Source organism: Aeromicrobium camelliae (assembly GCF_003850045.1).
Taxonomy (GTDB): domain Bacteria; phylum Actinomycetota; class Actinomycetes; order Propionibacteriales; family Nocardioidaceae; genus Aeromicrobium; species Aeromicrobium camelliae.
The window spans coordinates 54,707-79,562 of record NZ_RQJX01000004.1; the positions used below are offsets into that span (position 1 = coordinate 54,707).

A 24,856-nucleotide genomic window follows, 5' to 3' on the forward strand; every position below is an offset into this window, starting at 1 on the left:
CAGTTCCTTGGGTCGGGGATCAGCCACCGGCACCCGAGCTCGCCAGCTCGGGGATCCAGGTGCTGATCTCGGGGAAGAAGATCAGGATCAACGTGACGACGATCGCCATCGGCAGGAACCACGCGGTGGCCACGAAGACGTCGCCGAGGCTGATGTGGTGTCCCTGGTTGACCTCGGGCTCACGGGTGATCGAGTGGATGATGAACGCCAGGATCCCCACCGGCGGCGTCACGACCGCGATCTCGGCCATGAACACCGCGAACACGCCGTACCACAGCAGGGAGATGTCGAGCGAGTGGAGCGTCGGGATGAGGATCGGGATCGTCAGCACCATCATCGCGAGCGGCTCCATGAAGGTGCCCAGCACGATGTAGACGACCATCATCAGCAGCAGGAAGGTCACCCGGCTGAGGTTCAGCGCCGTGACGAGCTCGGCGAATCCCTCGCTGATCCCGGTCAGCGTGAACATCCGCGACAGCGCGGCCACGCCGACCAGCATGAAGAAGATCGCGCCGACGCTGGCGACCGCACCGGTGGCGGACTCTGCCACCGCCCGGAACGCCCCGGTCTTGCGCCGCCAGATGACGGTGATGATCAGCGACAGCAGTGCGGCGACGGCACCGGCCTCGGTGGCGGTGAACGCGCCCGAGAACATGCCGACGACGATCACGGCCATGAGCAGCGGCACGGGCCAGATGCCCACGATCGTGCGCAGCCGCCCCTTGCCGCCGGCCGACGGTGTCGGCGCCGTCTCCGGCGCGTTCTTGGCCCACCGCGTTGCGAAGACCACGATCATCAGCGAGAACATGATCGCGACGAGGATGCCGGGGCCGATGCCCGCGAGCAGCTGCGGTCCGACCGGCACCTCGGCGATGCCGGCGTAGATCACCAGCATGATGCTCGGCGGGATCAGCTGACCGGGGAGCCCCGCCACGATGACCGCGCCGAGTGCGAGCCGCTTGTCGTAGCCGGCCTTGAGCATCTCCGGCACGCCGATCCGGGCCAGGGCGTACGTCGTCCCGACCGACGAACCGCTCACCGAGGCCAGGCCCGCACCGGCGACGTTCGTGCCGATGGCGAGGCCACCGGGGAGCCAGCCCAGGAACTGACGCGCCGCATCGTAGATGCTCTCGGTCAGCCCGGCACGCCAGAGCAGCAGCCCCATGAGGATGAACATGGGCACGACGCTCAGCGACCAGCTGGCCACCTCGCCGTAGGGCAACGACGTCATCGTGCTGGCCACCAGCGCCGATCCCCGCATGGCGTACATGCCCAGCAGCGCCGGGATCAGCAGCGCCATCGCCACCGGAACCCGCAGGAAGATCAGGCAGAGCATCATGATGATGCCCATGCCGCCGATGGCTTCGGGGACCAGGGGAAGGAACATGCCGACGGTGCTGCCGACCAGGAAGACCATGGTCACCCAGAACACGGGCCACGACGCGCGCCGAGCGACGATCGGCGGCGCTGCGGGGGTCTGCCCCGTGGGCCCGCCCTGCGGCGTCTCCACCTCGATGGTCATGAGCCGTTCCTCTCCGTCTGGGACTCCTCATCGGTGCGACGCCAGGCACGCACCGCGGCGAACGCGAACTGGCAGGTCAGCGACCCGAACGCCAGGGGCGCGAGGAAGTAGGTGGGCCACGCCGGCAGGTCGCTGACTCCGGCCGTCCGCCGGATCGTGAAGGCGTGGGTGGCCTCGTGCCAGCCGTACCAGGCGAACCCGGCGCTGATCGCGGCGATCACCACGAACGTCACGATCTTGACCCAGCGCTGCGCCAGCGCGGGCAGCACGCCGTAGATCAGGTCGGCACTCACGTGCTGACCGCGTCGCTGGGCCGCGATGAAGCCCAGGAAGGCGATGATGGGCACGTACCAGTACTGGGTGATCTCCAGGGTGTTCCGCAACGGAGCACCCCAGAAGGTCCGCAGCGCGGCGTTCAGCGAGATGTGGACCATCATCGCGAACGTGATGATCACCGCCGGCACCTCGATCAGCAGATCGATGCTCAGGCGGCGACGCACGGGGGGATCGACGGCTACGCTCATGCTCTCTTCTCCTCTCACGACCGGGCGGGTGGCCATCGCGGACGCGATGGCCACCCAGCCTCGAGTCAGGACGGACGGTGCTCCGCGAACGTGTCGTCGAGCAGCTTCTGCAGGAACGGCTCGATGTCGATCGCGTCCTCGGTGTACCAGGTGTCGAAGTCGTTGTACCCGACCTCGTCGGCGTAGCCGAGGTCGCCGCCGACGATCTCCAGCCAGCGCTCCGCCGCCTCCAGCATCGAGTCGACGAAGGCGTCACCGTCACCGACGGCCCGCACGTCGCGCAGATCGTCCAGCAGCTCCTCGTTCACGGCCTGCAGCGCGGCGCGCGCGTCGTCACTGAAGGCCTGGATCGACCCGCCGGACTCCTTGGCCACGGCCGCGGCCTCGACGCTGTTCGGCCAGATCTTGCTCACGATGTTGCCGCCGATGAAGACGTCGAGCTTGTCCCAGAAGAGCTGCTGGGCCACGAGCGGCAGCTCTTCCCACTTCGCCTTGCTGAAGGCCATGCCGCCCGGAGCCAGCGCGAATCCGGCGGCGGGGTCGATGACGACGTGGGGCGCCTGCGGCAGGTAGCCGCCGAGCACCGCGACCGTGGGGCTCGAGACGGTGCAGCCGACGACGCCGCGCTCCAGGCTCTCGTAGAGCTCGGTGTACGCGACGGACGCGGGTGATCCGCCGAGCGCCTCGATCTGCTTGCTCTGCGCCGTGCCACCGGAGCCGACGGCCGTGCCGGAGATCGAGGAGAGATCATTGCGCTCCTGGCTGCAGAACAGGCCGTTGGAACCGGAGTTGTACACCGGCACGAGCGGCACGAGGCCGTGCGCGTCCCATTCCTCCATGATCTCGGGGGTGTTGAACGCGACGTCGTTGGGCCAGGCGTTCGACTGCAGCGCGCCGACCACGGGGCTCTGGTCGGAGATGAAGCCGCCTTCGATCAGCGCGGCCGTGGCGGGGTACTCGGAAGGCTCGTAGATCGGGAGCACCTGTCCCAGGTCCAGCCGTCCGTCGTTGAGCGCGTCGTCGATCTCGGCGGGCTGCGCCACGGCGTTCGCATAGGCGATGTCGAAGGTGATCTTGCCGCCGGACCATTCCTCGACGGCGGCCAGGTAGTCCTCGACGTTCTTGCCCGTCGTCGAGCCCTTCGGGGCGGGTGTCTGCGTGCGGATCTCGATGGGATCGAGATCCTCGAACGCGGCGATGTAGTCCTCCTTGGTGGCGCCGGGCTCGAGGCCCTCGCCGCCGGCCGAGTTGCCGCTGCCCCCCTGCTCAGCGCAGGCGCTGAGAGTTACCAGTCCGACCACGGCCAAGGTCGCCAGCAGGCGTCCCGCCTTCGAGTTGCTTCGCGTTGCCATCATCCTGTCTCCGTCTGTAGGTGGTGTCGTGGGGATCGACACCGTGACCTCATCTCGTGACCTCGATCACAAGATGTGAATATCATTCGCCTAGATTTGGGTGACGTCAAGCTCTCTGGAGATCAATCTCACGATTTCTCCTCCCGGAGCACGACGAGCGCGTCCAGCGCCTCCACGTTCGCCCCGTCGACCCGCAGCGGATTGACCTCCAACGCCTCGAGCCGCGGGCCCAGGGCGGCGGCGGTCGTCGCGATCGCCGCGACGACCGAGACGACCGCGTCGAGGTCGGCAGCAGGACGCCCGCGCACCCCACCGAGGAGCCGCGCACCTCTCAGCTGCGACAGCAACCGCCGCACCCCGGTCTCGTCGACCGGCAGGGGGGCGATCGCCACGTCGTCGAGCATCTCCACGAGCACGCCGCCGAGACCGACGGCCAGCAGCAGCCCCCAGTCCGGATCACGCGTGACGCCGACCAGAAGCTCCGTGGCCGGATCGCGCTGCGGGCCGACCAGCACACCGTCGATGCGGGCCTGGGGCACCGCGGCGGCGACGTCGTGCATCATCTGGCCCGCGACCTCGCCCACGTCGTGAGGCGCGACGTGGAGCCGGACGCCTCCCACGTCGGTCTTGTGAGCGATGTCCGGTGAGACGATCTTGACCACGAGCGGGCCCGATCCGAACTGCGCGGCTGCGGCCACGGCTTCGTCCGCCGTGGACGCGAACGCCGCCGGGACCACGGGGACGCCGTGCCGTTGCAGGAGTGCGCGCGCATCGGCCTCGCTCAGCGCGGCGCCGCCGGCCCTCTCCTGCGTATCCGGCGGCGGCCAGACCGGCTCCCGCACCGCCGCGTCGAGCCGCTGACTCCAGTCGCGGATCCGTGCGACCGCGTCCACGGCGGCCCTCAGGCCGGCCACCTGATGGGGCACGCCCGCCTGGGCGAGGATGTCGCGGGCCTGCGGCCCGAAGGGCTGCCCGACCTGTGTCACGTACAGCCCCGGGACGGGGGCCTCGGCCAGCGCCCGCCCGATCTGGTCGACATAGGGCTGTCCGTAGAACGGCCTGCCGTCTTCGCGCCAGGGCAGGCTGTTGACCGCCAGCACGACGCCCACGGCAGGATCGGCGGCCACCGCCTCGATCGCCGCGCCCCACAGCGGAGGGTCGGTGATGGCGGCCCCTGTGATGTCGAGGGGGTTGTGGGCGTGCCCGAAGTCGGGCAGCCGGGCCCGCAGTCGCTCCTGGGTCTGCGGCGTGAACTCGGGGATCTCCACCGCCGCGCTCTCGGCGAGATCGGCGATGATGTCGCAGGCGCCGCCGGAGATCGACACGACGCCCAGGCCGCCCTCGATCGGCCCCGCATAGGCGCCGAGGCCGGCGGTGACGAGCATGTCCTCGATGGTGTCGACGCGCACGACCCCGAGCGCGGAGAAGACCGCGTCCACCACCCGATCGTCCCCGACGAGCGCGCCCGTGTGAGACGCGGCGGCGCGCGCGGCGAGCTCACTGCGGCCGGCCTTGAGCACGACGATGGGCTTGCCCGCCGCGGCGGCACGGCGAGCGGCGGCCGCGAAGAGCTGGGGCTCCTTCACCGCCTCCATGAAGATCGCGATGGCACCCACGCGGTCGTCGTCCACCAGGAAGTCGACGAGGTGGGCGATGGTGACCATGGCCTCGTTGCCGACGGTCAGGACGTGTGAGAGCTCCACCCCCGCAAGTTCGGCGAAGTCCTTCATGGCCCCGCAGCTGGCCCCGCTCTGCGAGATCAGGGCGACGCGCCCCGGCCGCTGCGGAGGGTCGGACAGCGCCATCGCCGGGATGCCGTCGAGAACGTTGACGACACCCAGGACGTTGGGGCCGAGCATCGTGATGCCGAGGCTCTCGGCGAGCGCGACGAGCTCGGCCTGCCGCTGCCGCCCCTCCTCGCCGGCCTCCGCGTAGCCGCTGCTCAGCACGATCGCCGCACTCGCCCCGGCCTCGGTGGCGTCCCGCAAGGCGTCCGGGGCGAGGCGCGCCGGCACCATCACGAAGGCGAGGTCGACACCGCCCGCGATGTCGCGGCACCGGGCCACGGTGGCTTGACCGTGCACCTCCGGCGACCGAGGGTTGACGAGGTGCACGTCGTCACCGCGACCGGCCCCCCGCAGGTTCGCGACGACGAGCGAGGAGAAGGTCGACTTGTCACTCGCGCCGATGAGGGCGAACGACTGCGGACTGAGCAGGGCCTGGAGGCCCTTGCGGGTGACCACGACGGCAGGTCCTTTCACCGGCGGGAATATTGCTTATAATCAAATGTATCATCTATGGTGATGTGGGACACACCAGGTCAGGAGGACGCGTGACGGTCGGAACGCTCATCGTCGGCGGAGGGATCGCCGCAGTGCGCTGCGCCGAGCGGCTGAGACGCGCCGGGGACACCGATCCAGTCACCATCGTCGCCGCGGAGGACGGCCTACCTTACGACCGGCCCCCGCTGTCCAAGCAGGCCCTGCTCGACTCCGCCGTCGACCGCCCCGTGCTCAAGAGCTCAGAAGCCCTCGACGCTCTCGGCGTGCGCCTGCTGCAAGCACGACACGCCCTCCGCCTGCATCGCGCTGAGCGACGCGTCGACCTCGACTCCGGCGAGTCCCTGTCCTACGACGACCTGGTGATCGCCACCGGTTCGGTTCCACGGCGGCTCCCGCTCCTCGATGATGCCGCACCGCATTACCTGCGTACGTGGGACGACGCGCTGCGGCTCCGGAACGCCCTGCGGCCGGCGAGCGGGCATGTGCTCGTCGTCGGGGCCGGCGTCCTCGGGCTCGAGATCGCAGCCACGAGCCGCGCTCTCGGCCATGAAGTCACCGTCGTCGACGCCGCACCCCGCGTACTTCCCCGGCTGGGCGGACCGGGCCTGAGCGAGATCGTCATGGCCCTGCACGAGCAGCACGGCGTCCGCTTCGCCCTCGGCGTCACGGTCGGCTCGGTCATCCCCGCGGGGGACGGGGCGGCCACCCTGGCATTGAGCGACGGCACCCGCGTGGACGCCGACGTCGTCGTCGTGGCCATCGGCGCGGTCCCCGCGACCGGCTGGCTCCACGGCTCGGAGCTGGCCGGGCATGACGGCGTCGAGACCGACGCGGCCTGTCGTACCCGGGACGACCGCATCTTTGCGATCGGCGACGTCGCGCGAGTGGAACGGTCCCCGGGAGTCCACGAGCGACTCGAGCACTGGACGAGCGCCGGGGACACCGCAGCCGTCGCAGCCCGCAACATCCTCGCGCGGCGCCGCGATGAACCTCCCGTCCAGTTGGAGGAGCTCCCCTACGTATGGAGCGACCAATTCGACGGCAAACTACAGATCCTCGGCACCATCGGACCCGACGACGACCTGCTGCCAGCGGTCGACGACACAGAGTCGGGACGATGGCTGCGCCTGGCGAGTCGCGAAGGGAACCTTGTCGGCGTCGTCGGCTGGAACATGCCTGCCGCCGTCAACCGCTGTCGCACCGCCATCGCCGCTCGCGCGGCGGTCACCGACGTGGTCACCGCCGCCCCCTGGGAAAGGATGGGCCGCCCGTGAACGAGGAGCTCCGACGTCGCGTCGAGCGGCTGGAACGCCGCGAACTCGCGCGCGACACAGCTGCGCATTATGCCGACGCAGTGGATTCCGGTGACCCCGCGCAGATCGCCGCAGTCTTCCATCCGGAGGGAACTCTCACCATTCCGAGCGAGACTTTCCGGGGCCGCGATGCCATCGCCGCGTTCTACGCTCGCAGGGCCCGCGGGGCCGACCGACGGCACTTCGTCACCAACATCACCGTCGACGACACCGTCATCGACACACGGTTCGCTGTCACGGCGTACTTCCTGTTCACCAGCCGCGAGCCCGGCCGCTCCGCGCTGGGCTGGGGAGTCTACGACGATCTCGTCGAGGTCGCCGGAGGCATCCCTCTGCTGCTCTCCAAACGCATCACTCCGGCGCTGTTCACCGACCTCGACGACGGGTGGCCCGCCTGACCGAAACGCTCGTCAGCGCGCGGCGAGGAACCTTCCGAGCAGCGCGTGGCCGTGCCGGGTCAGGATCGACTCGGGGTGGAACTGCACGCCCTCGATCGGGAGTTCGCGGTGGCGGAGCCCCATGACGATGCCAGATCCCGTCCGGGCCGTCACCTCGAGCTCCGCCGGCGGCTCCTCGACCACCAGCGAGTGATAACGCGCGGCGGCGAACGGCGACGGGAGACCGGCGAGGACACCCTGCCCGCGGTGTTCGACGAGGGTCGGCTTGCCGTGCACGGGCTCGACCGCTCGAACGACCCGGGCACCGAACACCTCTGCGATGACCTGGTGACCGAGGCAGACGCCGAGCAGCGGCACCCCGTGCGCGGCGGCGGCTTGGACGGCATCCCGGCTGGAGCCGGCCTCACGCGGCCCTCCTGGGCCCGGCGAGATCACCACGTGGCTGAACGCGCTGACGTCGGGTAGCGCGGCGTCCGACCGCACGATCGTGGCCCGCGCCCCGAGTTCGCGCGCGTACTGAACGAGGTTGAACACGAACGAGTCGTGGTTGTCGATGAACAGGACGTCGGCTCCCGCGATCGCATCGACGCGAGCCGGCGGGGGCGGCGGCGTCGACAGCAGCGACGCGACGGGACCCGGGACGGCCCACCGCCCCACTCCCGCGACCTGGTGCACCGGCACGATGCCGCGCAGCGCGTTGGTGGCGAACACTTCGGACGCATGCGACAGTTCCCCGAGCCGGATGGAGCGCTCGTAGACCGGGACACCGTGACCACGTGCTCGCTCCAGCACTATGGCGCGCATCGTGCCCGGGAGGATGCGCCCGTCGAGCGGTGGCGTGTGCAGGCCGTCGTCGAGGACCACGAACACGGACCCGCGACCCGTCTCCAGCACGTCGTCGCCGTCGAGCAGCAGCGGTTCGTCCGGTCCGTCCGGCAATGCACGACGATCGGCCCACTTGTGGGCGCCGAGTCCGCCCCGAAGCGGAAACGGGACGAGCGCCCACGATGCCGGGCCGGTATCGAGCGGGGCGGCGGTCGCGGTGAGCCGGCCCGCCGGCGACACCTCGATCCGCAGCCGCTGCGTGCCCGCCAGATCACGCGCCCGTTCGACGGCGAGTGCCCGTGCCGGAACGGCGACGTCGTGCCCGTAGAGCTCGGCGGCGCTGGCGGCGAGCCGCGAGACGTGGGCGTCGAGCTGCTCGGGTCGGCCCTCACGTACGAGAAGGGTGGTGAACACTCCCGCGGCCGGATCTCCCGCGGGGGCGCCGGGGCTCGCGCGACGGCCGGGGGCGGCCGCAGCCGTTTCGACGTCGTCGGCCAGCACCGTGCCGAGGACGCGAGCGAGCGGGCGGGCCTTCACGAAGCACTCCGTGAGTTCAGCGGACGGGTCACTGTCGGCCACGATGCCCCCTCCGACCCCGAACCAGACGCGGTCGCCGACGAACTCCAGCGTGCGGATCGCGACGTTGAGTTCGAGGCCCGCAGCGCTGACGTAGCCGATCGCCCCGGTGTAGGCCTCGCGCGCGGTGGTCTCGAGTTCGGTGGCCACGAGTTCCATGGCTCGCACCTTGGGCGCTCCCGTCACCGAGCCGGGCGGGAACGTGGCGCGCAGCAGCGCGGAGTCGGGCGCACGAACCTGCGCGGCGACGTCGGAGACGAGGTGCCACACGGCGTGGCGTTCGAGGCGAGTGAGAGCGGGCACGGCCACACTGCCGGGCTCCGCCACCCGCCCCAGGTCGTTGCGCATGAGGTCGACGATCATGACGTTCTCGGCGCGGTCCTTGCGGGAGGCGAGGAGCTGCGCCGGGTCGGCGTCGAGCGGGGCGGTGCCCTTGATCGGCGACGTGAGGACAGTGTCGCCTTGCCGCCGCAGGAACAGTTCGGGGGACCAGCTGGCGACGGCACCGTGGTCGTCGGCGACGTACGCGGCGAAAGCGGGGGCGAGTTGCTCGACACCGGAACAGAACGCATCGAGCGGATCGCCGTGGAACGCCCCCTCCAGGCGTGCGCACACGTTGACCTGGAAGACGTCACCGGCGTTGATGTGGTCGATGGTGCGGGCGACGGCTCGCCGATGCTCCTCGGGCGACGGGGTGAGCGCCAGCGGGCCGGCAGTGAACGGACGCGCCGCGGCGTCGCCGGTCACGGCGTCGCGCAGCGCGGTGACGCGCGCTGGATCCGCGTCGTGGAGCCATTCCAGCCACCACTGTCCGTCCACGCGGCGAAGCACCACGTCATAGAAGCCGACCCGCAGAGCCGGGGTCGGGATGGGCCGTGACGGGACCGGCGGCAGCGCTTCGACCTCGCCGGCCAACTGGTAGCCCCACGACCCGATCCAGCCGCCACCGAACCCCTCAGGGTCGGCGTCGCGCGGCAGGTCGACGGCGTCCCAGGTGGCGAGTTCGCGAACGGGCTCGCAGGCGATGACCGCCTCTCCGACGCTCCAGCCCGAGCCGATGAGCGCGACCAGGCGCGAACGATCACGTAGCGCCCGGAGGACGTCGGTCGGCGAGGCGTCGAGCGCTATCGGCTCACGGCCGACGGCCACCTCAACCCTCGGACTCGTCGATGATCTGCGCGCCGAGCTGCTCGGCGAGCAGGGCCTCGGCGTCGGCAGCTCCGCTGTCGAGGACCGGGTCGTCGGGGTCGACGCCCGCGTCGGGGTCGACCGCCGCTGCGCGTTGCGGCGCGGGTTCGCGCAGCGCTTGGCGGACGGCGTCGGGGACGCGGGCCACGGGGCGGCTCGGCTCCGGGGCGGCGGGCGGAGCGGCGGCCTGGCCCCCACCGGTTCCGGGACCGGGCTGTGTCGCCGGATCGACTATGGCCTCGATCCGCCATTCGACGCCGAGCACGTCCTGGAGCGCTTGGGCGACGATGCGATCCGATCCGCTGTTCATGAACGAGTCGCGCGCGCCGGCATTGACCAAGGAGATGGTCAGCGTCGAGCCCTGCACTCCGGCCACCTGCGCGTTCTGGCTCAGCATGACCCAGGTGAAGCGGCGCAGATGCTGGATGCGGTCGAGGATCTGCGGCCAGAGTCGGCGGACGTCAGCCGTGGACAGCGCGCCGGGGGCGGGCTGCTCCGGCGCAGGCGTCGCGGGTGCGGCGGAACCGGGCGCAGGCGCCGGGGGCTCAGCCGGTGGTGCGGAGGGCGCGGACGGTGCCGGCGGCTGCGGGGCCGGACCCGCGTTCTCCTGCGGGCGCGGGGCCGACTCGCCCCACGGTTCCGGCGCAGAGTCGGGCGCGGTCTGGGGCCGCGGCGCGGGCGCCGGCGCCGGCGGGCTCGGCTCCTGAGGGCGCGACGGAGCGACGCTCGGGGCCGACGCCGGCCCGGCGGCCGGGGGCGAGGATACGGCCGGCGGCACGGGAGCGTGATCGGGCGCGGGTGCGGTGCCACCCCCGGACAGGCGTCGTTCGATCCGCTCGAGTCGAGCTTGGAAGCCCTCCGTGGAATTGTCCGCGCCCGGGACGAGGATGCGGGCGCACATGAGTTCGAGCATGAGCCGCGGGGCCGTGGCGCCACGGAAGTCGGTCAGGGCCGCGCTGACGATGTCGGCAGCCCGGGTGAGTTCGGAGGGGCCGAAGCCCGCGACCTGCTGCGCGAGACGTTCGGCGCGGTCACCGGGAACGTCGAGCAGCCCGGTCTCGACGGCCGTGGGGACGGCCGCGAGGATCACGAGGTCACGCAAGCGCTGCAGGAGGTCCTCGGCGAAGCGACGCGGGTCCTGGCCGGACTCGATGACCTTGTCGACCACCGAGAAGACGGTGCCGCCGTCGCGCGCAGCGAACGCTGAGACCGCCTCGTCCAGCAACGAATCGGGGGTGTAGCCCAGCAGTTGCACGGCGAGCTCGTACGTCACGCCCTCAGGGCCGGCGCCGCCCAGGAGCTGATCGAGGACGCTGAGGGTGTCGCGCACCGAGCCCGCGCCGGCGCGTACGACGAGCGGCAGTGCGGTGGGCTCCAGTCGCACTCCCTCCGCCTCGCACAGCTGGTGCAGGTAGTCGCCGAGCTGCTTGGGCGGCACCAGCCGGAACGGATAGTGGTGCGTCCGCGACCGGATCGTGCCGATGACCTTGTCCGGCTCCGTGGTGGCGAAGATGAACTTGAGGTGCGGCGGCGGCTCCTCGACGAGCTTGAGCAGCGCATTGAAGCCCTGCGGCGAGACCATGTGGGCCTCGTCGATGATGTAGACCTTGTAGCGGCTGCTCACGGGCGCGAAGAACGCTCGCTCACGCAGGTCGCGCGCATCGTCGACGCCACCGTGGCTGGCCGCGTCGATCTCGATGACGTCGACGCTGCCGGGCCCCCCGCGGGCGAGGTCGCGACAGCTTTGGCACTCGCCGCACGGATCGGCGATCGGCGCGCGTTCGCAGTTCAGCGCCCGGGCCAGGATGCGTGCGCTGGTGGTCTTGCCGCAGCCGCGCGGACCGGAGAACAGGTAGGCGTGGTGGACCCGGTTCGCCGCGAGAGCGTGACGGAGCGGCTCGGTGACGTGATCTTGGCCGATGACCTCGGCGAAGGTCTCGGGCCGGTAACGGCGGTAGAGAGCCAGGGGAGCATCCACGGGTTGAGCCTAACGATCGGGGGCGACAGGCCGCCGCGGACCGGTCACCGAACCGGGGGAAGGTGCCGGGTCAACCAGTCGTCGAGCACCGCATACGCGTGATCGCGGGCGTCCTTGCGCGAGAGGAAGACGTCGTGCCGGGCGTTCGGGATCGGCACGGAGGTCACCTCGTCGCCCAGGCAACCTGCCCATCGGGCGATCTGACGGACGTCCAGCACCGCGTCCACCGTGTCGATCTCCTCGCTCGACCGCGCCAGCAACCGTGACCGGTGCGAGCGCAGCACGAGCGAGGGCACCCCCACGTCGAGACCCCGATGGAAGCGGGCGTGACCGCGGCGGATGGCGTTGAGCCACCCCACGGTGACCGGGAACCCGGTGAGGGGCTTGAGCGCGAGGTCGTAGTCCCACTCCCCACCGCGGGAGACGTGCAGGCTCGCGCCATAGGCGTCGAGCGCGGGCAGCTGGATGACCGTCTTCGGCTTCAGGCGGGCCGCGACACGAACCGCCTCCGTCCCGATGCTCCGCATCCACGGCGCGCCCTGCAGGTCGAACCACGGGCTGTTGAGGATGAGGCCCGCGATGCCGCGCGCCCGCGTCCCTCCGGAGCGGTTCATCCGGTCGAGCCACAGCGGCAGGATGAGACCGCCGGTCGAGTGCGCGGCGAGGTACACCGGCACGCCCGTCTCCTCCTGCACGATCCGCAGCGATTCCTCGAGCTCGGCGTCGTAGAAGGCCAAGTCCGAGACGTAGTGCGCGGTATGCCCGTCGCGCAGGGACCGCCCGCACTTGCGCAGGTCGAGGGAGTAGAAGGCGATCTGCCGGTCGGAGAAGAACTCGGCGAACTCCTTCTGGAAGAAGTAGTCGGTGAACCCGTGGACGTAGATCACGGCGGCCCGCGGCGCGTCGGTACCGTTGCGGCGCACGAGGGTCGCGCTGACAGTTCCCTCCCCATCGGGGTCGACTCCCAGTTCGAGAATCCGTCGTTCGTACGGCTCTCCCAGGATGTCCGTCGTCCAGTCACTCATGGCCGCTCCTCTCGCGTCGAGCCCACGATAGTGCCGCGCGGCCGCCGCGCGGGCACCTTCCGCCTCCGCGAGGCGGTATCCTCCCAAGTGCACGACCGAGCCGACCCGGAGGACCGACGTGACTTTCCGTGAAACTGTGATCCACACCCTCCGGCGCAAGTCCGAGCAGCGAATCCCCTCGCTCCTCCTCCGCTATGGCAACAACGCGCGGAGGACCGTGGAGGACGCCATCGACCGGTCCGGGCGGCGCCAGGAGCGTCTTGAGCGGCTGGGCCGCCATCGCGTGGAAGACGCCGTCAACCAGCAGACCAACCTCGGTTGGGTCACCGGCGACCGAATCGAGTCGTTCCCCATCGGTCCCATGGGTCGGCACGACCTGCTCGCCGGGCTGCATCGTGCGCTCCGGCCGCGGAGTTACTTCGAGATCGGGGTTCACCGTGGAGCGGGACTGGCGCTGGCGGCGACTCGTTCCATCGGCGTGGACCCGGCACCGATCATTTCGCAGCCGTTGGGCGACGACGTCAAGGTGTACGAGGAGACGAGCGACGATTTCTTCGCGCGCAGCGACGCCTTCGCTCACTTCGAAGGTCTCCCGGTCGACCTCGGATTCATCGACGGCATGCACCTCTCGGAATTCGCTCTCCGCGACTTCATGAACCTCGAGAAGCACATGGCGAAGACCGGGGTCATCGTCTTCGACGACATGCTGCCGCGCAACTCGCTCGAGGCCTACCGCACCCGGCGTACCCGCTGGTGGGCCGGCGATGTCTACAAGGTCACCGAGATCCTGCGGAAATGGCGTCCCGATCTCGTTCTTCTCCCGGTGAACACCAACCCGACGGGCACTCTCGTCGTGCTGGGGTGCGATCCGGACTCGCGGGTTCTCGACGACGCCTATGAGGAACTGGAGACGTACTGCATCACTCCGGATCCTCAGCACGTCGCGTCGGAATGGACCCGCCGGGAGTCGGCGGTGGATCCGCGGGAGCTTCTCGCTAGTCCCGCATGGCAGCTGCTGCTGCAGATCCGCGATGGTGAGTCCGATCCCGATCGGCTGCCGGAGGCACTCGAGCAACTGCGTTCCCTCGCCCCCATGCGCTGACTCCTAGACTGACTGCTCGTGGCCGCCGTCGACATCGTGATCCCCTACTGGGGGGATCCGGACCTGCTGACGCTCACCGTGGACTCCGTCCTCGGGCAGGACGACGACGACTGGACGTTGACGATCCTCGACGACCACTACCCCGATCTCACCGCGTACGAGCGGTACCGCGATCACCCTGACCCCCGCGTCACCTACGTCCGACACGAGCAGAACGTGGGGATCACCGCCAACTTCGCCCAGGCGGCGCAACGGGCGACCGCCGACTACGTCTGCATCCCGGGCAGTGACGACCTCTTCGACCCCGGTTACGTGCGCACCGTCAAGGGTGCGATCGCACGGCATCCGGGTGTCGACATCGTCCAGCCGGGCGTCCGCGTCATCGACCAGCACGGTGAGCCGTCGCTGCCGCTCGTGGATCGCGTCAAGCGCCGGATGCTGGCGCCGCGCGAGGAGACCGTCCTCGCCGCCGAGGACCTCGCGACGAGCCTCATCCGCGGGAACTGGCTGTACTGGCCCTCGCTGACGTTCCGCACCGAGACCCTGCGCCGGCACGACTTCCGTGACGGCTTCCCCGTCATCCAGGACCTCGCGCTGCTCATGGACATCGCGTACACCGGGGGGTCGCTCGTGTACACGCCGGAGGTCGCCTTCGCCTACCGCCGCCACGACGGAAGCGCGTCGATGGCGGCACTCGTGGGCGGTTCGCGGTTCCGCGACGAACGGCGCTACTACCGACTGGCGCACCGCCTCGCCGTCGATCACGGGTGGCGACGGACGGCGCGGGCCGCGCGGCTGAGGATCTTCTCGCGTCTCCACGCGGCGACGGTGCTGCCAAGGGCTCTGCTGCAGCGCGACGGACAGGGCATCCGCTCAGCGCTCGCGCATCTACTGGGTCCGTGACCGGCGGCGCCTGGCCTCCAGCGCCAGGCGCAGCAACATGACCCGTGCGCGCAGCACGGGGCCGATCGCCCGCGGACGGGAGGTCGAGGCGTTGGTGTCGTGCAACCGCCGCCAGACCACCACCTCGTCGAGATGACGGATCGATCGGTCGACGTTGGCGACGGTCGCGATCCACAGGTCGTGCGACTCGCCCAGGTACGCCGGCAGCGGCAGCACCCGCTCGAGCGCCGACCGGCGCAGCGCCATGGCCGAGCCGAAATACGGGATGACACCGGCCCAGATCCGCAGCAGATTGCGCCGATGCTGACGCGACGTCGACGACGACAGGTGCCACGGCCGACGCCGCACGGGGGAGGGCAACGGCCGACGGTGCTCGAGGTCGACGACGTTGCCGACCGCCACTTCCGCCTCGCCGAGCGCCGCCACGAGCGCCTCGACCCGCCCTTGCGGCCAGATGTCGTCCTGGTCGCTCAGCACGAGATACTCGCCGCGCGCTGCACTGAGCGCCTCCCCGAAGGCGCCGACGTACCCGAGATTGCGAGCGGTGCGGCGCACGCTGATACGCGGGTCGCCGAACGATTCGAGCATCGCGAGGGTCTCGTCCGTGCTGCCGTCGTCGATGACGACGAGCTCGTCCGCCTCCGTGAGCTGGCTCAGGATCGAGTCGACCTGTTCGGCCAGGTACTTCGCCCCGTTGTAGGTCGCCATGCACACGCTCACGCGTACCGAGCTCACGGATCGCCCCTCTTCACGTCGGACACCAGGACTGGCGCGGCACCGTAGACTTCGGCTCTGTGCGCCGCTCCATCACCACGAGGCTAGCGGGCTTCACCGGCGGGCCGGTGCTCGCCGCCTTCGCTCCGATGCTCATCCTGCCCGTCATCACGCGGGCCGCGCCCGAGGGCTGGGCCAGCTTCGCCGCGGGCCAGAGCATCGGCCTCATCGGCATGATCGTGATGATGTTCGGCTGGAGCATCGCCGGGCCGGTGCGTATCGCCCGAGCGGCCGACCAGGGCGAGCGCGCCCACATCCTCGCGGAGAGCCTCTACACCCGCGCGGTGGCCGCCGCGGTCGTGCTGCCGGTCGCGGCGCTCATCGCCGCAGCCGTCGCGGACCCGGCCTACCGTTTCGACGCCGTCGCGATCGCGATCGCGTCCGCCGTGGGCGGTTTCAGCCCGTCCTGGTTCTGCATCGGCGCGGGTCAGCCGGCCAAGCTCACCGTCTACGACGTGTCACCGAAGCTGGCTGCGGCCGCGCTCGCCGTCGTCCTGGTTCTCCTGACCGGGCAGATCACCTGGTACGCGGTGTTGCTCGCCGTGTTCTGTGCCGCCGCCTACCTCGCCCACGCGCGCCGGGAGATGCGCGGCCACCACAGCGGTCGCCTCACCGTGCGCGAGATCCGCAGCGCGTTGCGAGCGCAGCTGCCGACCGCGGCCATCGACACAGTCTCCAACAGCTACGGCGCGACTCCGGTGCCGATCGCGTCGGCGGGGCTGCCCGTCGTCGACGCGAACCCGTTCGCGTCCGCGGACCGCGTCTACCGGCTGGGGCTGCTCGCGGTGGTGGCCTTCGGCAACGCCTTCCAGGGCTGGGTGCTGGAGAAGGACGCGACCGACCGCACGGCGCGTCACCGGCTCGCGATCGTCTGCCATGTGGCGCTCGGAGCCGTCGGGGGTCTCGGTATCGCGATCCTCGGTCCGTGGGCCACCGGCATCGCCTTCGGTCAGGACGTCAAGGCCACTCCCCTGGCCTGCGTGCTGTTCGGGCTGGCGTTCGTGTGCATCTCGTCTACCACCCCGTTCATCCGCAACGTCCTCGTGCCGCACGGACGGTTCCGACTCGTTCTGGCGGTCACCTGCGTGTCCGCGATCGCCGGACTCACGGTGATGATCTCCGGTGCCGCGACCGGCTCGGCCACCACGATCGCGGTCGGAGTGCTGACCTCCGAGGTCATCACGATGACCGCGCTGGTCATTCCGGCCGCTCGGCTCCTGAAGCGAGAGGCCGCAGCCGCCAGCGCACGTCCATGAGGTCGGCCTGAACGCTGGCGGGCATGCGTCCGAGGCTCCGGCCGGATCCCCCGTCTCGCCATGCCCGCAGGACGACCCGCAGCATCCGAGAGCGCGGCCGGGCGAAGGCGATGACCTCGACCAGGTGAAGCGCCTCCACGACGCTCGCGATCGTCAGCCGCCGACGGAACCGGCCACCGTACGCCCGATTGATCACCCGCCGGTTGCGGACACGGTAGTAGTACCGGAACGGCGTACTGAGCGTGACCGCGGAGGGCAGCGGAGACCCCGCGAATCGGCCCGCCCACCACGGCCGGCGATAGGCCGCGCCGAGCCGGTGGCCGAGACGGGTTCCCGGCGCCGCGACCGGCGGCATCCCGGCCGCCTCGGCACGCAGTGCGTACTCCACGTCGACCAGGTCGATGAACAGGTCCTCGCGCAGCGGCCCGAGTCGGTCCCACGTGGACCGGGGGAGGTACGTCCCGGACTGGATGGGCTCGCGCGCGAGCAAGACCCCCGAGGGGTCGGTCGCCATCACCTGGCGAGTCTGGGACCAGAACTCGGGCACGGCGTACGAGACGTCGACTCCCTTCGCGCGCGCCTGCTCCAGCGCGTCACGCAGCGCCGCCACCATCCCCGCCGGGGGCACCGAATCCTGATCGAAGAGCACGACGGCCCCGGCACCGCGCTCGAACGCCGCCGCGATGCCGCGATTGAGTGCGGCGGCGATCCCGAGGTTGTCCGGCTGCCGGAACACCTCGACCCCCTCGTCGACCAACGCGGCGAAGACGTCCTCGTCGGGGTCGGGCCCGTGATCGTCCACGACGACGACGGCATCCACCTGCTCACGGATCGCCCCGACGTTCGCCAGGAGGGAGCCGTCCGGTGAGAAGACCGAGAGCACGGCCCACGTCGAGACGGGCTCAGACATCGTCGGCGTCGGTCGGGGCGACGTCGGGCGTGATGCGCTCCATCTCGGCCCGCAGCAGCGTGACCTCCTCCGCAACCCGTCGGATCTCGTCCTCGGCGCGCGACAACTCCCACGACAGGTGCAGACTCACGCCGAGCAGCAGGGTGATGCCGAGGAAGAACAGCAGGTTGGACGGCACTTGCACACCCGCGACGGAGGCCAGCCAGCCGAGGAGCGGCGGGGACACCTCGAGCACGAGCATCGCGACGCCGACCACGATCCACAGGACGGCGTACTTCTCCTGCAGTTGGCGGCGCAGCAGCATGAGCACGACGGCCGCGATGAACAGCACCGTCATGGCGGTGATGACGAAGATCATCAGAGTGTCTCCTCCCGCGGAGCGACGGGCTGGCGCATGACCGCGAAGACGAGCGCGAACACCGAGCGGAACAGGTAGACCATGGCGCCGATCGGCCGCTGGCTCGGTTTGCCGTGTCGCCGCTGCCGCATCTCCACCGGCACCTGCGTGACCGTGAGCCCGTTGTGCACTGCGGCGACGAGCGAGTCGATCGTGTCGCCCAGGTACTCGGCGGGGTAGTACGCGACGTACTGGCGGATCGCGCGCCGGTTGGCCGCGCGGAACCCGGACGTGACATCGGTCAGCTTCGTGCGGGCGATGCGCGAGAGCACGAACGCCAGCAGCACCATCGCCCAGCGACGTGGACCGCGCACCGTGTACTCGCCGCGCTCGGCGAACCGCGCCCCGATCGAGATGTCGGCCTCCTCGAGACCGTCGAGCACCCGGAGGATGTCGGCGGGATCGTGCTGGCCGTCGGCGTCCACCTGGATCGCCCGGTCGTAGTCGTGGCGCTCGGCGTAACGGAAACCAGTCCGCATGGCCCCGCCCACACCGAGATTGAACGGCAGCTGCAACACCGTCGCGCCGGCGTCGCGGGCCTCACGCGCGGTGTGGTCGGTCGACCCGTCGTCGATGACCACGACGTCGAAATCCGGCGTCGCCGAACGGATCTCCCGCACCGTGCTCGCGATGTTGGCTTGTTCGTTCCAGGCGGGCACGATCACGAGCGTGCGCTGGTCAGTCGAGGCTGTCATGACGACACGAGCCTAACGGCATGTCGCCGCAGGTCGTGTATCCCTCACAGGTCGTCGCACACCGTCACGCGGTACAACTGGACCGAACCTTCCGTAGCGACCAGTTCGGTGGTCTGCGGATCGGGCCGGCGCAGTCCGGCCAGCAGGGTGTTGCGGTAGCCGGCGCCGTTGAAGTCCGCGATGTACAGCTCGGAGGAGTCGGCGAGTTCGTCGGCGGCGGCGCAGAGGCGGTCGCGGTTCTCCGGCCGGTCGGCGTGCTCGATCGAGTGGAAGATCTCCAGCTCCTCCTCACTCGCCTCGTAGAACATGTACGCAGGGGCCGTGCGGATTCCCGTGAGGGCGTAGATGAACGGCGTGCCGGCCCCCGGCTCGCCCAGGATGAGCGCGTCGTCGGGCACGATCTCGGGAAGCCGTTCGATCATCCGCAGCTCCTCGCGATCGATGAGCTGCGAACGCTGCGTCGGCACATAAGCGGACGTGGTCCAGGCCATCGCCTGGCCGATCGTCTGCTGGAACGTCAGGAGCGCGCAGCCGACGGCGAACAACGCGATCGCGACCGGCGCCGCGAACCGCCGGCCCGGCAGGTACCGGCGGACGAGCACGGCCACCGCCTTGCCGACCGCGACCGCGCCCACCACCGTCGGGACGAGCGCCCCGACCGCGGTCAGCGCGGCGAGGCGCGGGTTGTCTTGGTAGAAGACGCCGACGACGTACTCGCGCAGCGCTCCGTTGGGCACTCCCGTGGAGACGATGAACAGCAGGCCGAAGACGAGCCAGGCGGCGACGAACGCGAACTGCCGACGCCACACCAGGACACCGACGCCCACGAGCATGAAGACCGTGACGACCCAGGGGATCGACGAACCGAGCGGACTGACCGTGAGCCACTCACGCACGGCCCCGACCGGTCCCTGGTACGCCTTCCACGGAGCGACGTCGAGCGACGGACGCAGCCGATTCCACACGGCTGCGAACCCGCCGACCAGGACGATCCCGGCGACGATCGCGATCACCAGCGTCTGCCCGCGTTGGGAACGACGGCTGGTCACCCACTCGCCGAGCCGCACGAGCACCATCGCGAGCGCGGCGAGGCCCCACGCCATCACCGCGTTCGGGTGCGCGAGCAGGGCGCCTGGAAGCGCCGCGATCGCGATCAGCAGGGCCACCAGGATCGAGCCCTCGGCATGCGTGCCGCGCACCCGCAACACCAGGACGGTGAGCGCCAGGAGCGCCGGCAGCAGTGTCACACCGAAGAAGTTCGGGTAGAGCGTTCCCCAGTTGAGCAGCAGCAGGGGGAACGCCTGGAAGCCGCAGGCGACGAGGGCCGCGGCCCACGGGACGGCGCGGTGTCGGCCGACGGTCACCGACGCCAGGAAGATCGTGCCGGCGACCCATCCGAGCGAGGCCGCCGCGATGTTGGCGGCGTTGATCGCCGCCGGAACGGACACGCCGGTCACCTCGGCGATGAGCGCCGCGAAGCCGTGCCAGGCGGCCGGATACAGGCTCGATTCGCCGTCGAAGTTCGCGAACGAGGAGATGCTGAGCGAGGACGCGTTGCCGGTTTCCAGCGCCCACCGGATCGCGCTCGTGTGGAAGGCGTTGTCGAACCGCATCGAGAAGTTCTCCGGTGACTTGACCGACTGCGCGATGAGGTAGGTCATGAGCACCGTGCCGAGGACGAGTGCCCCGGCGAGGGGCCAGAACGGCGCGGAAGCCGGCATCCGTCGCGACGAGGTGTCCCGGTTCCTGCGCACGACCCACCCGAGGCCGGCGGCCACCAGCAGGCCGGCCAGCCAGACGAGGGCGACGGGGACCAGTCCCCAGCCGAGACCAAGCCAGGGCGCGACGATCGCCGCGCCGCTGATCACGGTGACGCCCACGGGAACGCCGGCGGCGACGATGCCGAAGCCCCTCAGGCCGAGGGCGGCGACGAGCGTCGCCCCCGGTAGGACGAGCAGGGCCGCGGCCACGACGACGCTGGGCGTCAGTGCGATCCAATCGAGCACGCCGAGTCCTCTCCTTCGCTGAAGCCGACGCTCGATCTTCTCCGGCGTGCGGCGCAGATCGGGCACCCCAGCCGATCTCCGTCTGTCGAACCTAGCCCACGCCACCACAATGGGAGCCGTGGACACTCCGAGGCGAACCTTGCGCACGCTCGATCTGGCGCTTCGCATCGGAGAGACGCTGCTGGCCAACGGGGCCGGCACCGCGGACGTGCAGGCGACGATGTCGTCGATCTGCCACCACCTGGGACTGCGCGGCACCTATGTGGACGTCACCTACGTCATGCTGACGATCATCCACCAGCACGACCTCGACGAGGTGCCGCTGGCGCTGCGTCGCAACGTGCAGCACCGCGAGACCGACTTCGAGGACCTCACCGATGTCGACCTGGTCGTGTCGCGGCTCCTCGCCGACGAGATCGACCTCGACGAGGCGCGTCGTCAGATCGCGGCGATCTCGACGCGCGGCCACCCTCGGCCGCGCTGGTCGGTGATCGCCAGCGGCGGACTCGTCGGCGCCGGGATCGCACTGCTCATCGGCGGCGACTGGATCGTCGCTCTCATCGCCGCGGTGGCGGCCTGGCTCATCGAGGTCATCCGGCACCGGATGGCTCGCCGTCGTCTCCCCGAGTTCTACATCCAGGTCGCCGGCGGCCTGTGCGCCTCCCTGCTCGCCGTAGGCGCGGCGGCCCTGCACATCCCGGCGAACCCGTCCCTCGTCATCTCGGCGAACATCGTGGTCCTGCTCGCGGGACTCGGCTTCATCGGTGCCATCCAGGACGCGCTGACCGGCTACTACCTCACCGCCGGTGCCCGTGTCTTCGAGGTGCTGCTCTCGACCGTCGGCATCATCGTCGGCGTCAGCACCGGGCTGATGGCGGGCGGGATGCTCGGCGTCGACGTGGCGAACCAGACCTCCTTGCCCGCGTTGTCGCAGCTGCCGGCCGTCATCGGCGGTGCCGCGCTCGCGGCGATGGCCTTCGCACACTCCTCGTATGCGCCCTGGCGCATCATCGTTCCCGTCGGGCTGATCGCCGGTCCCGCAGCAGGTCTCATCACGGCGATCGGGAACACGGGTCTGGACCGCTCGTTCGCCGCGGCCGTGGGCGCCATCGCGATCGGCGTCGTCAGCTATCCGGTCTCGCGCTGGGGGCGCGTGCCGACGCTCGTGGTGGTCGTCTCGGCGATCGTGCCGATGCTGCCCGGCCTCACGATCTACCGCTCGCTTTCGCAGCTTGCGGAAGAGAATCTGTCCGGGATCTTCCAGGGCATCACCGCCGGCGGTATCGCGGTGGCGCTCGCAGCCGGCGTCATCTTCGGGGAGTACATCGCTCAGCCGCTCGCGCGGGAGACCCGTCGCCTGGAACGGCGGCTCGCCGGCCCCCGTCTCGTGGGGCCGTTCCGGGCCAAGTCCCGCCGGCGCGAACTCAAGCATCTGTCATAACGCTGGTGCCGGCTCCCACCGATGGGTTACCGTGCGGTAAGCAAGCGCTTAGTGAGTGGGAGCACAGGTATGAGACGTCAGTTGTCCGCCGAGGACGCGAAGTTCCGCGACGAGTTGCGCGAGTTCTTCACGACCCGGATTCCCGAGGAGATCCGCGAGGCCGTGCGGTCGCGCCGTGAGCTGACCAAGGAGCAGATGGTCGAGAGCCAACGCATCCTCAACGCGGCCGGGCTCGCCGTCCCGCAATGGCCGGTCGAGTGGGGAGGTCAGGACTGGACTCAGCTCCAGCGCCACATCTGGCACGAGGAGATGGCGCTCGCGTGCGTCCCGCCGCCGCTGACCTTCAACACGAACATGGTCGGGCCGGTCATCGCGACCTTCGGCTCCCAGGAGCAGAAGGAGCGGTTCCTCCCTGCGACGGCCAACCTCGACATCTGGTGGTCGCAGGGCTTCTCCGAGCCCGACGCCGGCTCCGACCTCGCCTCACTGCGCACGACCGCCGTCCGCGACGGCGACGAGTACATCGTCAACGGGCAGAAGACCTGGACGACGCTCGGCCAGCACGGCGACTGGATCTTCACCCTCGTGCGCACCGACCCGACGGCGCCCAAGCGTCAGCAGGGCATCAGCTTCCTGCTCATCGACATGACCACGCCGGGACTCACCGTGCGCCCGATCGAACTCATCGACGGCGGCGTGGAGGTCAACGAGGTCTTCTTCGAGAACGTGCGCGTCCCCGCCGAGAACCTGGTCGGCGAGGAGAACAAGGGCTGGACCTACGCCAAGTTCCTGCTCGGCAACGAGCGCACGGGCATCGCGTCGGTGGGTGCCACCAAGCGGAACCTCGCGACGGCCAAGCAGCACGCGGCCGAACTCGGCCTCCTCGACGACCCGTCGTACGCGGGCCGCATCGCGGAGCTGGAGAACCAGCTGCTGGCGCTCGAGCTCACCGCGCTGCGCGTGGCCGGCAACTCGACGGACGGCAAGCCCGATCCGGCGTCGTCGATCCTCAAACTGCAGGGCACGGTGCTCCAGCAGGCCGTGACGGAGCTGGCGGTCGACCTCGCGGGGCCCGCGGCCCTCGCCTCGGGGGCAGGGGACACCAGCGAGCTGCCCGAGTGGGCGCGGCTGGCCACGCCGGTCTACCTGAACTACCGCAAGACTTCCATCTACGGCGGCTCGAACGAGGTGCAGCGCACCATCATCGCCGGCACCATCCTGGGACTGTGAGCTGACATGGACTTCACGATCGACGCAGAACAAGAAGCCCTCAAGGGCGCCGTCCGCGGCCTCCTCGCTCGGGCGTACCCGTCCTCGGAGACCCGCCGCGAGGTCGTCACGACCGAGCCGGGCTTCGGCGAGGACACCTGGGGCAAGCTCGCCGAGATGGGCCTGCTGGGCCTGCCGTTCGCCGAGGCGGACGGCGGCACGGGCGCGGGGCCGGTGGAAGTCTCGCTCGTCGCCGAGGAGCTCGGCCGCGTGCTCGCGCCGGAGCCGTTCGTCGAGGCCGTCGTGCTCGCCGGCGGCCTCATCGCCTCCGCCGCCGACGACCAGCAGCGCGCCTCGCTGCTCGAACCGCTCGCCGCCGGGGAGAGTGTTCCCGCCGTCGCGTGGCTCGAGCCCGGCCGCCGCTGGGAGACCCGCGCCGAAGGAGTCACCGCGACCTGGGCGAACGAGGGCTGGACGCTCACCGGTGTCAAAGAGCCGGTGCTGTGGGGCGCACGAGCCGATCTGCTCGTCGTCAGCGCAGCGACGGACGTCGGCACCGGCTTGTTCCTCGTGACCCCCGAGGCCACCGGGCTCACCCGCGACGGGTACACGACTCACGACGGCCTGCGCGCTGCTCGCGTCGAGTTCCGCGCGACCCCGGCCACGCCGCTCGGCGACGTCAGTCGCGACCAGACGGCGTTGCTCGACGCGGCGGTCGACGCGGCACGCGTCGCCTACGCCCATGAGGCCCTCGGCGCGATGTCGACGGCCCTGGACACCACGGTCGGCTACCTGAAGACCCGCAAGCAGTTCGGCGTCACCCTCAACACGTTCCAGGCGCTGACGTTCCGCGCTGCCGACATGTACGTCTCGTTGGAGCTGGCCCGCAGCACCATCACGTGGGCGACGATCGTGCTCGATGCGGCCGCCGAGGGCCAGGACGTCGACGTTCCGACCGCGGTGGCCCAGGCCGCGCTCCAGGTCAGCCGCGCCGGCCGGCACATCGGTCAGGACGCGATCCAGTTGCACGGCGGCATCGGCATGACCGCCGAGTACAGCGTCGGCCACTACACGAGTCGGCTCACCGCGATCGAGCACCTCATCGGAGACGGCGCCTTTCACCGCGCTCGGCTCGCTGCCCGGGTGAGCGACCACGAGGTCATCGACCCGATCGGCTGAG

The 24,856-nt window shown here is 70.4% G+C and carries 20 protein-coding genes; 8 read left to right on the plus strand and 12 right to left on the minus strand.

Features of this window, described 5'->3' with window-relative positions; genetic code table 11:
- Positions 1-19 precede the first annotated feature (19 nt).
- The 4 genes from EHW97_RS04355 to EHW97_RS04370 all read right to left on the minus strand — a co-directional run bounded on the left by EHW97_RS04355 (position 20) and on the right by EHW97_RS04370 (position 5,659).
- Complete coding sequence (locus EHW97_RS04355) at positions 20-1,522, minus strand: TRAP transporter large permease (protein WP_124235949.1); 1,503 nt, start codon at positions 1,520-1,522, stop codon at positions 20-22.
- A complete protein-coding gene (locus tag EHW97_RS04360; RefSeq protein WP_124235950.1) occupies positions 1,519-2,046 on the minus strand; it encodes a TRAP transporter small permease in 528 nt (175 codons plus the stop codon). The genes EHW97_RS04355 and EHW97_RS04360 overlap by 4 nt, the downstream gene beginning before the upstream one ends.
- A 65-nt stretch (positions 2,047-2,111) precedes the next feature.
- Positions 2,112-3,398 (minus strand): type 2 periplasmic-binding domain-containing protein, encoded by a 1,287-nt coding sequence (locus EHW97_RS04365; RefSeq protein WP_208001881.1) that lies wholly within the window; start codon positions 3,396-3,398, stop codon positions 2,112-2,114.
- Positions 3,399-3,526: 128 nt separating this feature from the next.
- Positions 3,527-5,659 carry an acetate--CoA ligase family protein gene (locus tag EHW97_RS04370; protein ID WP_208001882.1) on the minus strand — a complete coding sequence of 711 codons (2,133 nt, stop codon included), beginning with the start codon at positions 5,657-5,659 and terminating at the stop codon, positions 3,527-3,529.
- A gap of 71 nt (positions 5,660-5,730) precedes the next feature.
- Between EHW97_RS04370 and EHW97_RS04375 the strand changes: the two genes are divergently transcribed.
- Together EHW97_RS04375 and EHW97_RS04380 are read left to right on the plus strand one after the other, a co-directional pair.
- Positions 5,731-6,954 (plus strand): NAD(P)/FAD-dependent oxidoreductase, encoded by a 1,224-nt coding sequence (locus tag EHW97_RS04375; RefSeq protein ID WP_124235952.1) that lies wholly within the window; start codon positions 5,731-5,733, stop codon positions 6,952-6,954.
- On the plus strand, positions 6,951-7,391 hold the full coding sequence (locus tag EHW97_RS04380; RefSeq protein WP_166367386.1) for a nuclear transport factor 2 family protein: 441 nt from the start codon (positions 6,951-6,953) through the stop codon (positions 7,389-7,391). Before EHW97_RS04375 ends, EHW97_RS04380 begins: the two co-directional genes overlap by 4 nt.
- 12 nt (positions 7,392-7,403) lie before the next feature.
- On the opposite strand, the gene EHW97_RS04385 is transcribed toward EHW97_RS04380, so the two are convergent.
- Genes EHW97_RS04385 through EHW97_RS04395 form a run of 3 tightly spaced genes read right to left on the minus strand, consistent with a single transcriptional unit; the run spans position 7,404 to position 12,983 of the window.
- Positions 7,404-9,941, minus strand: a complete 2,538-nt coding sequence (locus tag EHW97_RS04385; protein WP_124235954.1) for a chorismate-binding protein — start codon at positions 9,939-9,941, stop codon at positions 7,404-7,406.
- Between the two features lies 1 nt (position 9,942).
- Entirely contained in the window at positions 9,943-11,958 is a 2,016-nt protein-coding gene (locus EHW97_RS04390; RefSeq protein WP_124235955.1) for a DNA polymerase III subunit gamma and tau, read from the minus strand.
- A 44-nt stretch (positions 11,959-12,002) separates the two neighbouring features.
- The gene (locus EHW97_RS04395; RefSeq protein WP_124235956.1) at positions 12,003-12,983 is read right to left on the minus strand and encodes an alpha/beta hydrolase; all 981 of its coding nucleotides are present in this window, start codon (positions 12,981-12,983) and stop codon (positions 12,003-12,005) included.
- 136 nt (positions 12,984-13,119) lie between these two features.
- Here EHW97_RS04395 and EHW97_RS04400 point away from each other — a divergent pair, with 136 nt between their 5' ends.
- Together EHW97_RS04400 and EHW97_RS04405 are read left to right on the plus strand one after the other, a co-directional pair.
- The gene (locus EHW97_RS04400) at positions 13,120-14,085 is read left to right on the plus strand and encodes a class I SAM-dependent methyltransferase (protein WP_208001883.1); all 966 of its coding nucleotides are present in this window, start codon (positions 13,120-13,122) and stop codon (positions 14,083-14,085) included.
- A gap of 18 nt (positions 14,086-14,103) precedes the next feature.
- A complete protein-coding gene (locus EHW97_RS04405) occupies positions 14,104-14,988 on the plus strand; it encodes a glycosyltransferase family 2 protein (protein WP_124235957.1) in 885 nt (294 codons plus the stop codon).
- Here EHW97_RS04405 and EHW97_RS04410 read toward each other — a convergent pair.
- On the minus strand, positions 14,974-15,723 hold the full coding sequence (locus EHW97_RS04410) for a glycosyltransferase (RefSeq protein WP_208001884.1): 750 nt from the start codon (positions 15,721-15,723) through the stop codon (positions 14,974-14,976). The genes EHW97_RS04405 and EHW97_RS04410 overlap by 15 nt on opposite strands.
- Before the next feature lie 59 nt (positions 15,724-15,782).
- Between EHW97_RS04410 and EHW97_RS04415 the strand changes: the two genes are divergently transcribed.
- Positions 15,783-17,018, plus strand: a complete 1,236-nt coding sequence (locus tag EHW97_RS04415; RefSeq protein ID WP_124235958.1) for a polysaccharide biosynthesis protein — start codon at positions 15,783-15,785, stop codon at positions 17,016-17,018.
- Here the strand turns inward: EHW97_RS04415 and EHW97_RS04420 are convergent.
- The 4 genes from EHW97_RS04420 to EHW97_RS04435 are packed head-to-tail and all read right to left on the minus strand — an operon-like array spanning position 16,960 to position 21,092.
- On the minus strand, positions 16,960-17,928 hold the full coding sequence (locus EHW97_RS04420; RefSeq protein WP_124235959.1) for a glycosyltransferase: 969 nt from the start codon (positions 17,926-17,928) through the stop codon (positions 16,960-16,962). The two genes, EHW97_RS04415 and EHW97_RS04420, sit on opposite strands and share 59 nt — an antisense overlap.
- Positions 17,921-18,286, minus strand: coding sequence for a DUF2304 domain-containing protein (locus tag EHW97_RS04425; protein ID WP_124235960.1), 366 nt, complete (start codon positions 18,284-18,286; stop codon positions 17,921-17,923). The genes EHW97_RS04420 and EHW97_RS04425 overlap by 8 nt, the downstream gene beginning before the upstream one ends.
- A complete protein-coding gene (locus tag EHW97_RS04430) occupies positions 18,286-19,020 on the minus strand; it encodes a glycosyltransferase family 2 protein (RefSeq protein WP_124235961.1) in 735 nt (244 codons plus the stop codon). The genes EHW97_RS04425 and EHW97_RS04430 overlap by 1 nt, the downstream gene beginning before the upstream one ends.
- 44 nt (positions 19,021-19,064) lie before the next feature.
- Positions 19,065-21,092: a DUF6541 family protein gene (locus tag EHW97_RS04435; RefSeq protein WP_124235962.1), complete on the minus strand. Its 2,028-nt coding sequence runs from the start codon at positions 21,090-21,092 to the stop codon at positions 19,065-19,067.
- A 52-nt stretch (positions 21,093-21,144) separates the two neighbouring features.
- On the opposite strand from EHW97_RS04435, the gene EHW97_RS04440 reads away from it, so the two are divergent.
- The 3 genes from EHW97_RS04440 to EHW97_RS04450 all read left to right on the plus strand — a co-directional run bounded on the left by EHW97_RS04440 (position 21,145) and on the right by EHW97_RS04450 (position 24,855).
- The gene (locus tag EHW97_RS04440) at positions 21,145-22,467 is read left to right on the plus strand and encodes a threonine/serine exporter family protein (RefSeq protein ID WP_243696301.1); all 1,323 of its coding nucleotides are present in this window, start codon (positions 21,145-21,147) and stop codon (positions 22,465-22,467) included.
- Positions 22,468-22,536: 69 nt separating this feature from the next.
- Complete coding sequence (locus EHW97_RS04445; RefSeq protein WP_124235964.1) at positions 22,537-23,697, plus strand: acyl-CoA dehydrogenase family protein; 1,161 nt, start codon at positions 22,537-22,539, stop codon at positions 23,695-23,697.
- Positions 23,698-23,703: 6 nt separating this feature from the next.
- Complete coding sequence (locus EHW97_RS04450) at positions 23,704-24,855, plus strand: acyl-CoA dehydrogenase family protein (RefSeq protein ID WP_124235965.1); 1,152 nt, start codon at positions 23,704-23,706, stop codon at positions 24,853-24,855.
- Position 24,856: the final 1 nt, after the last annotated feature.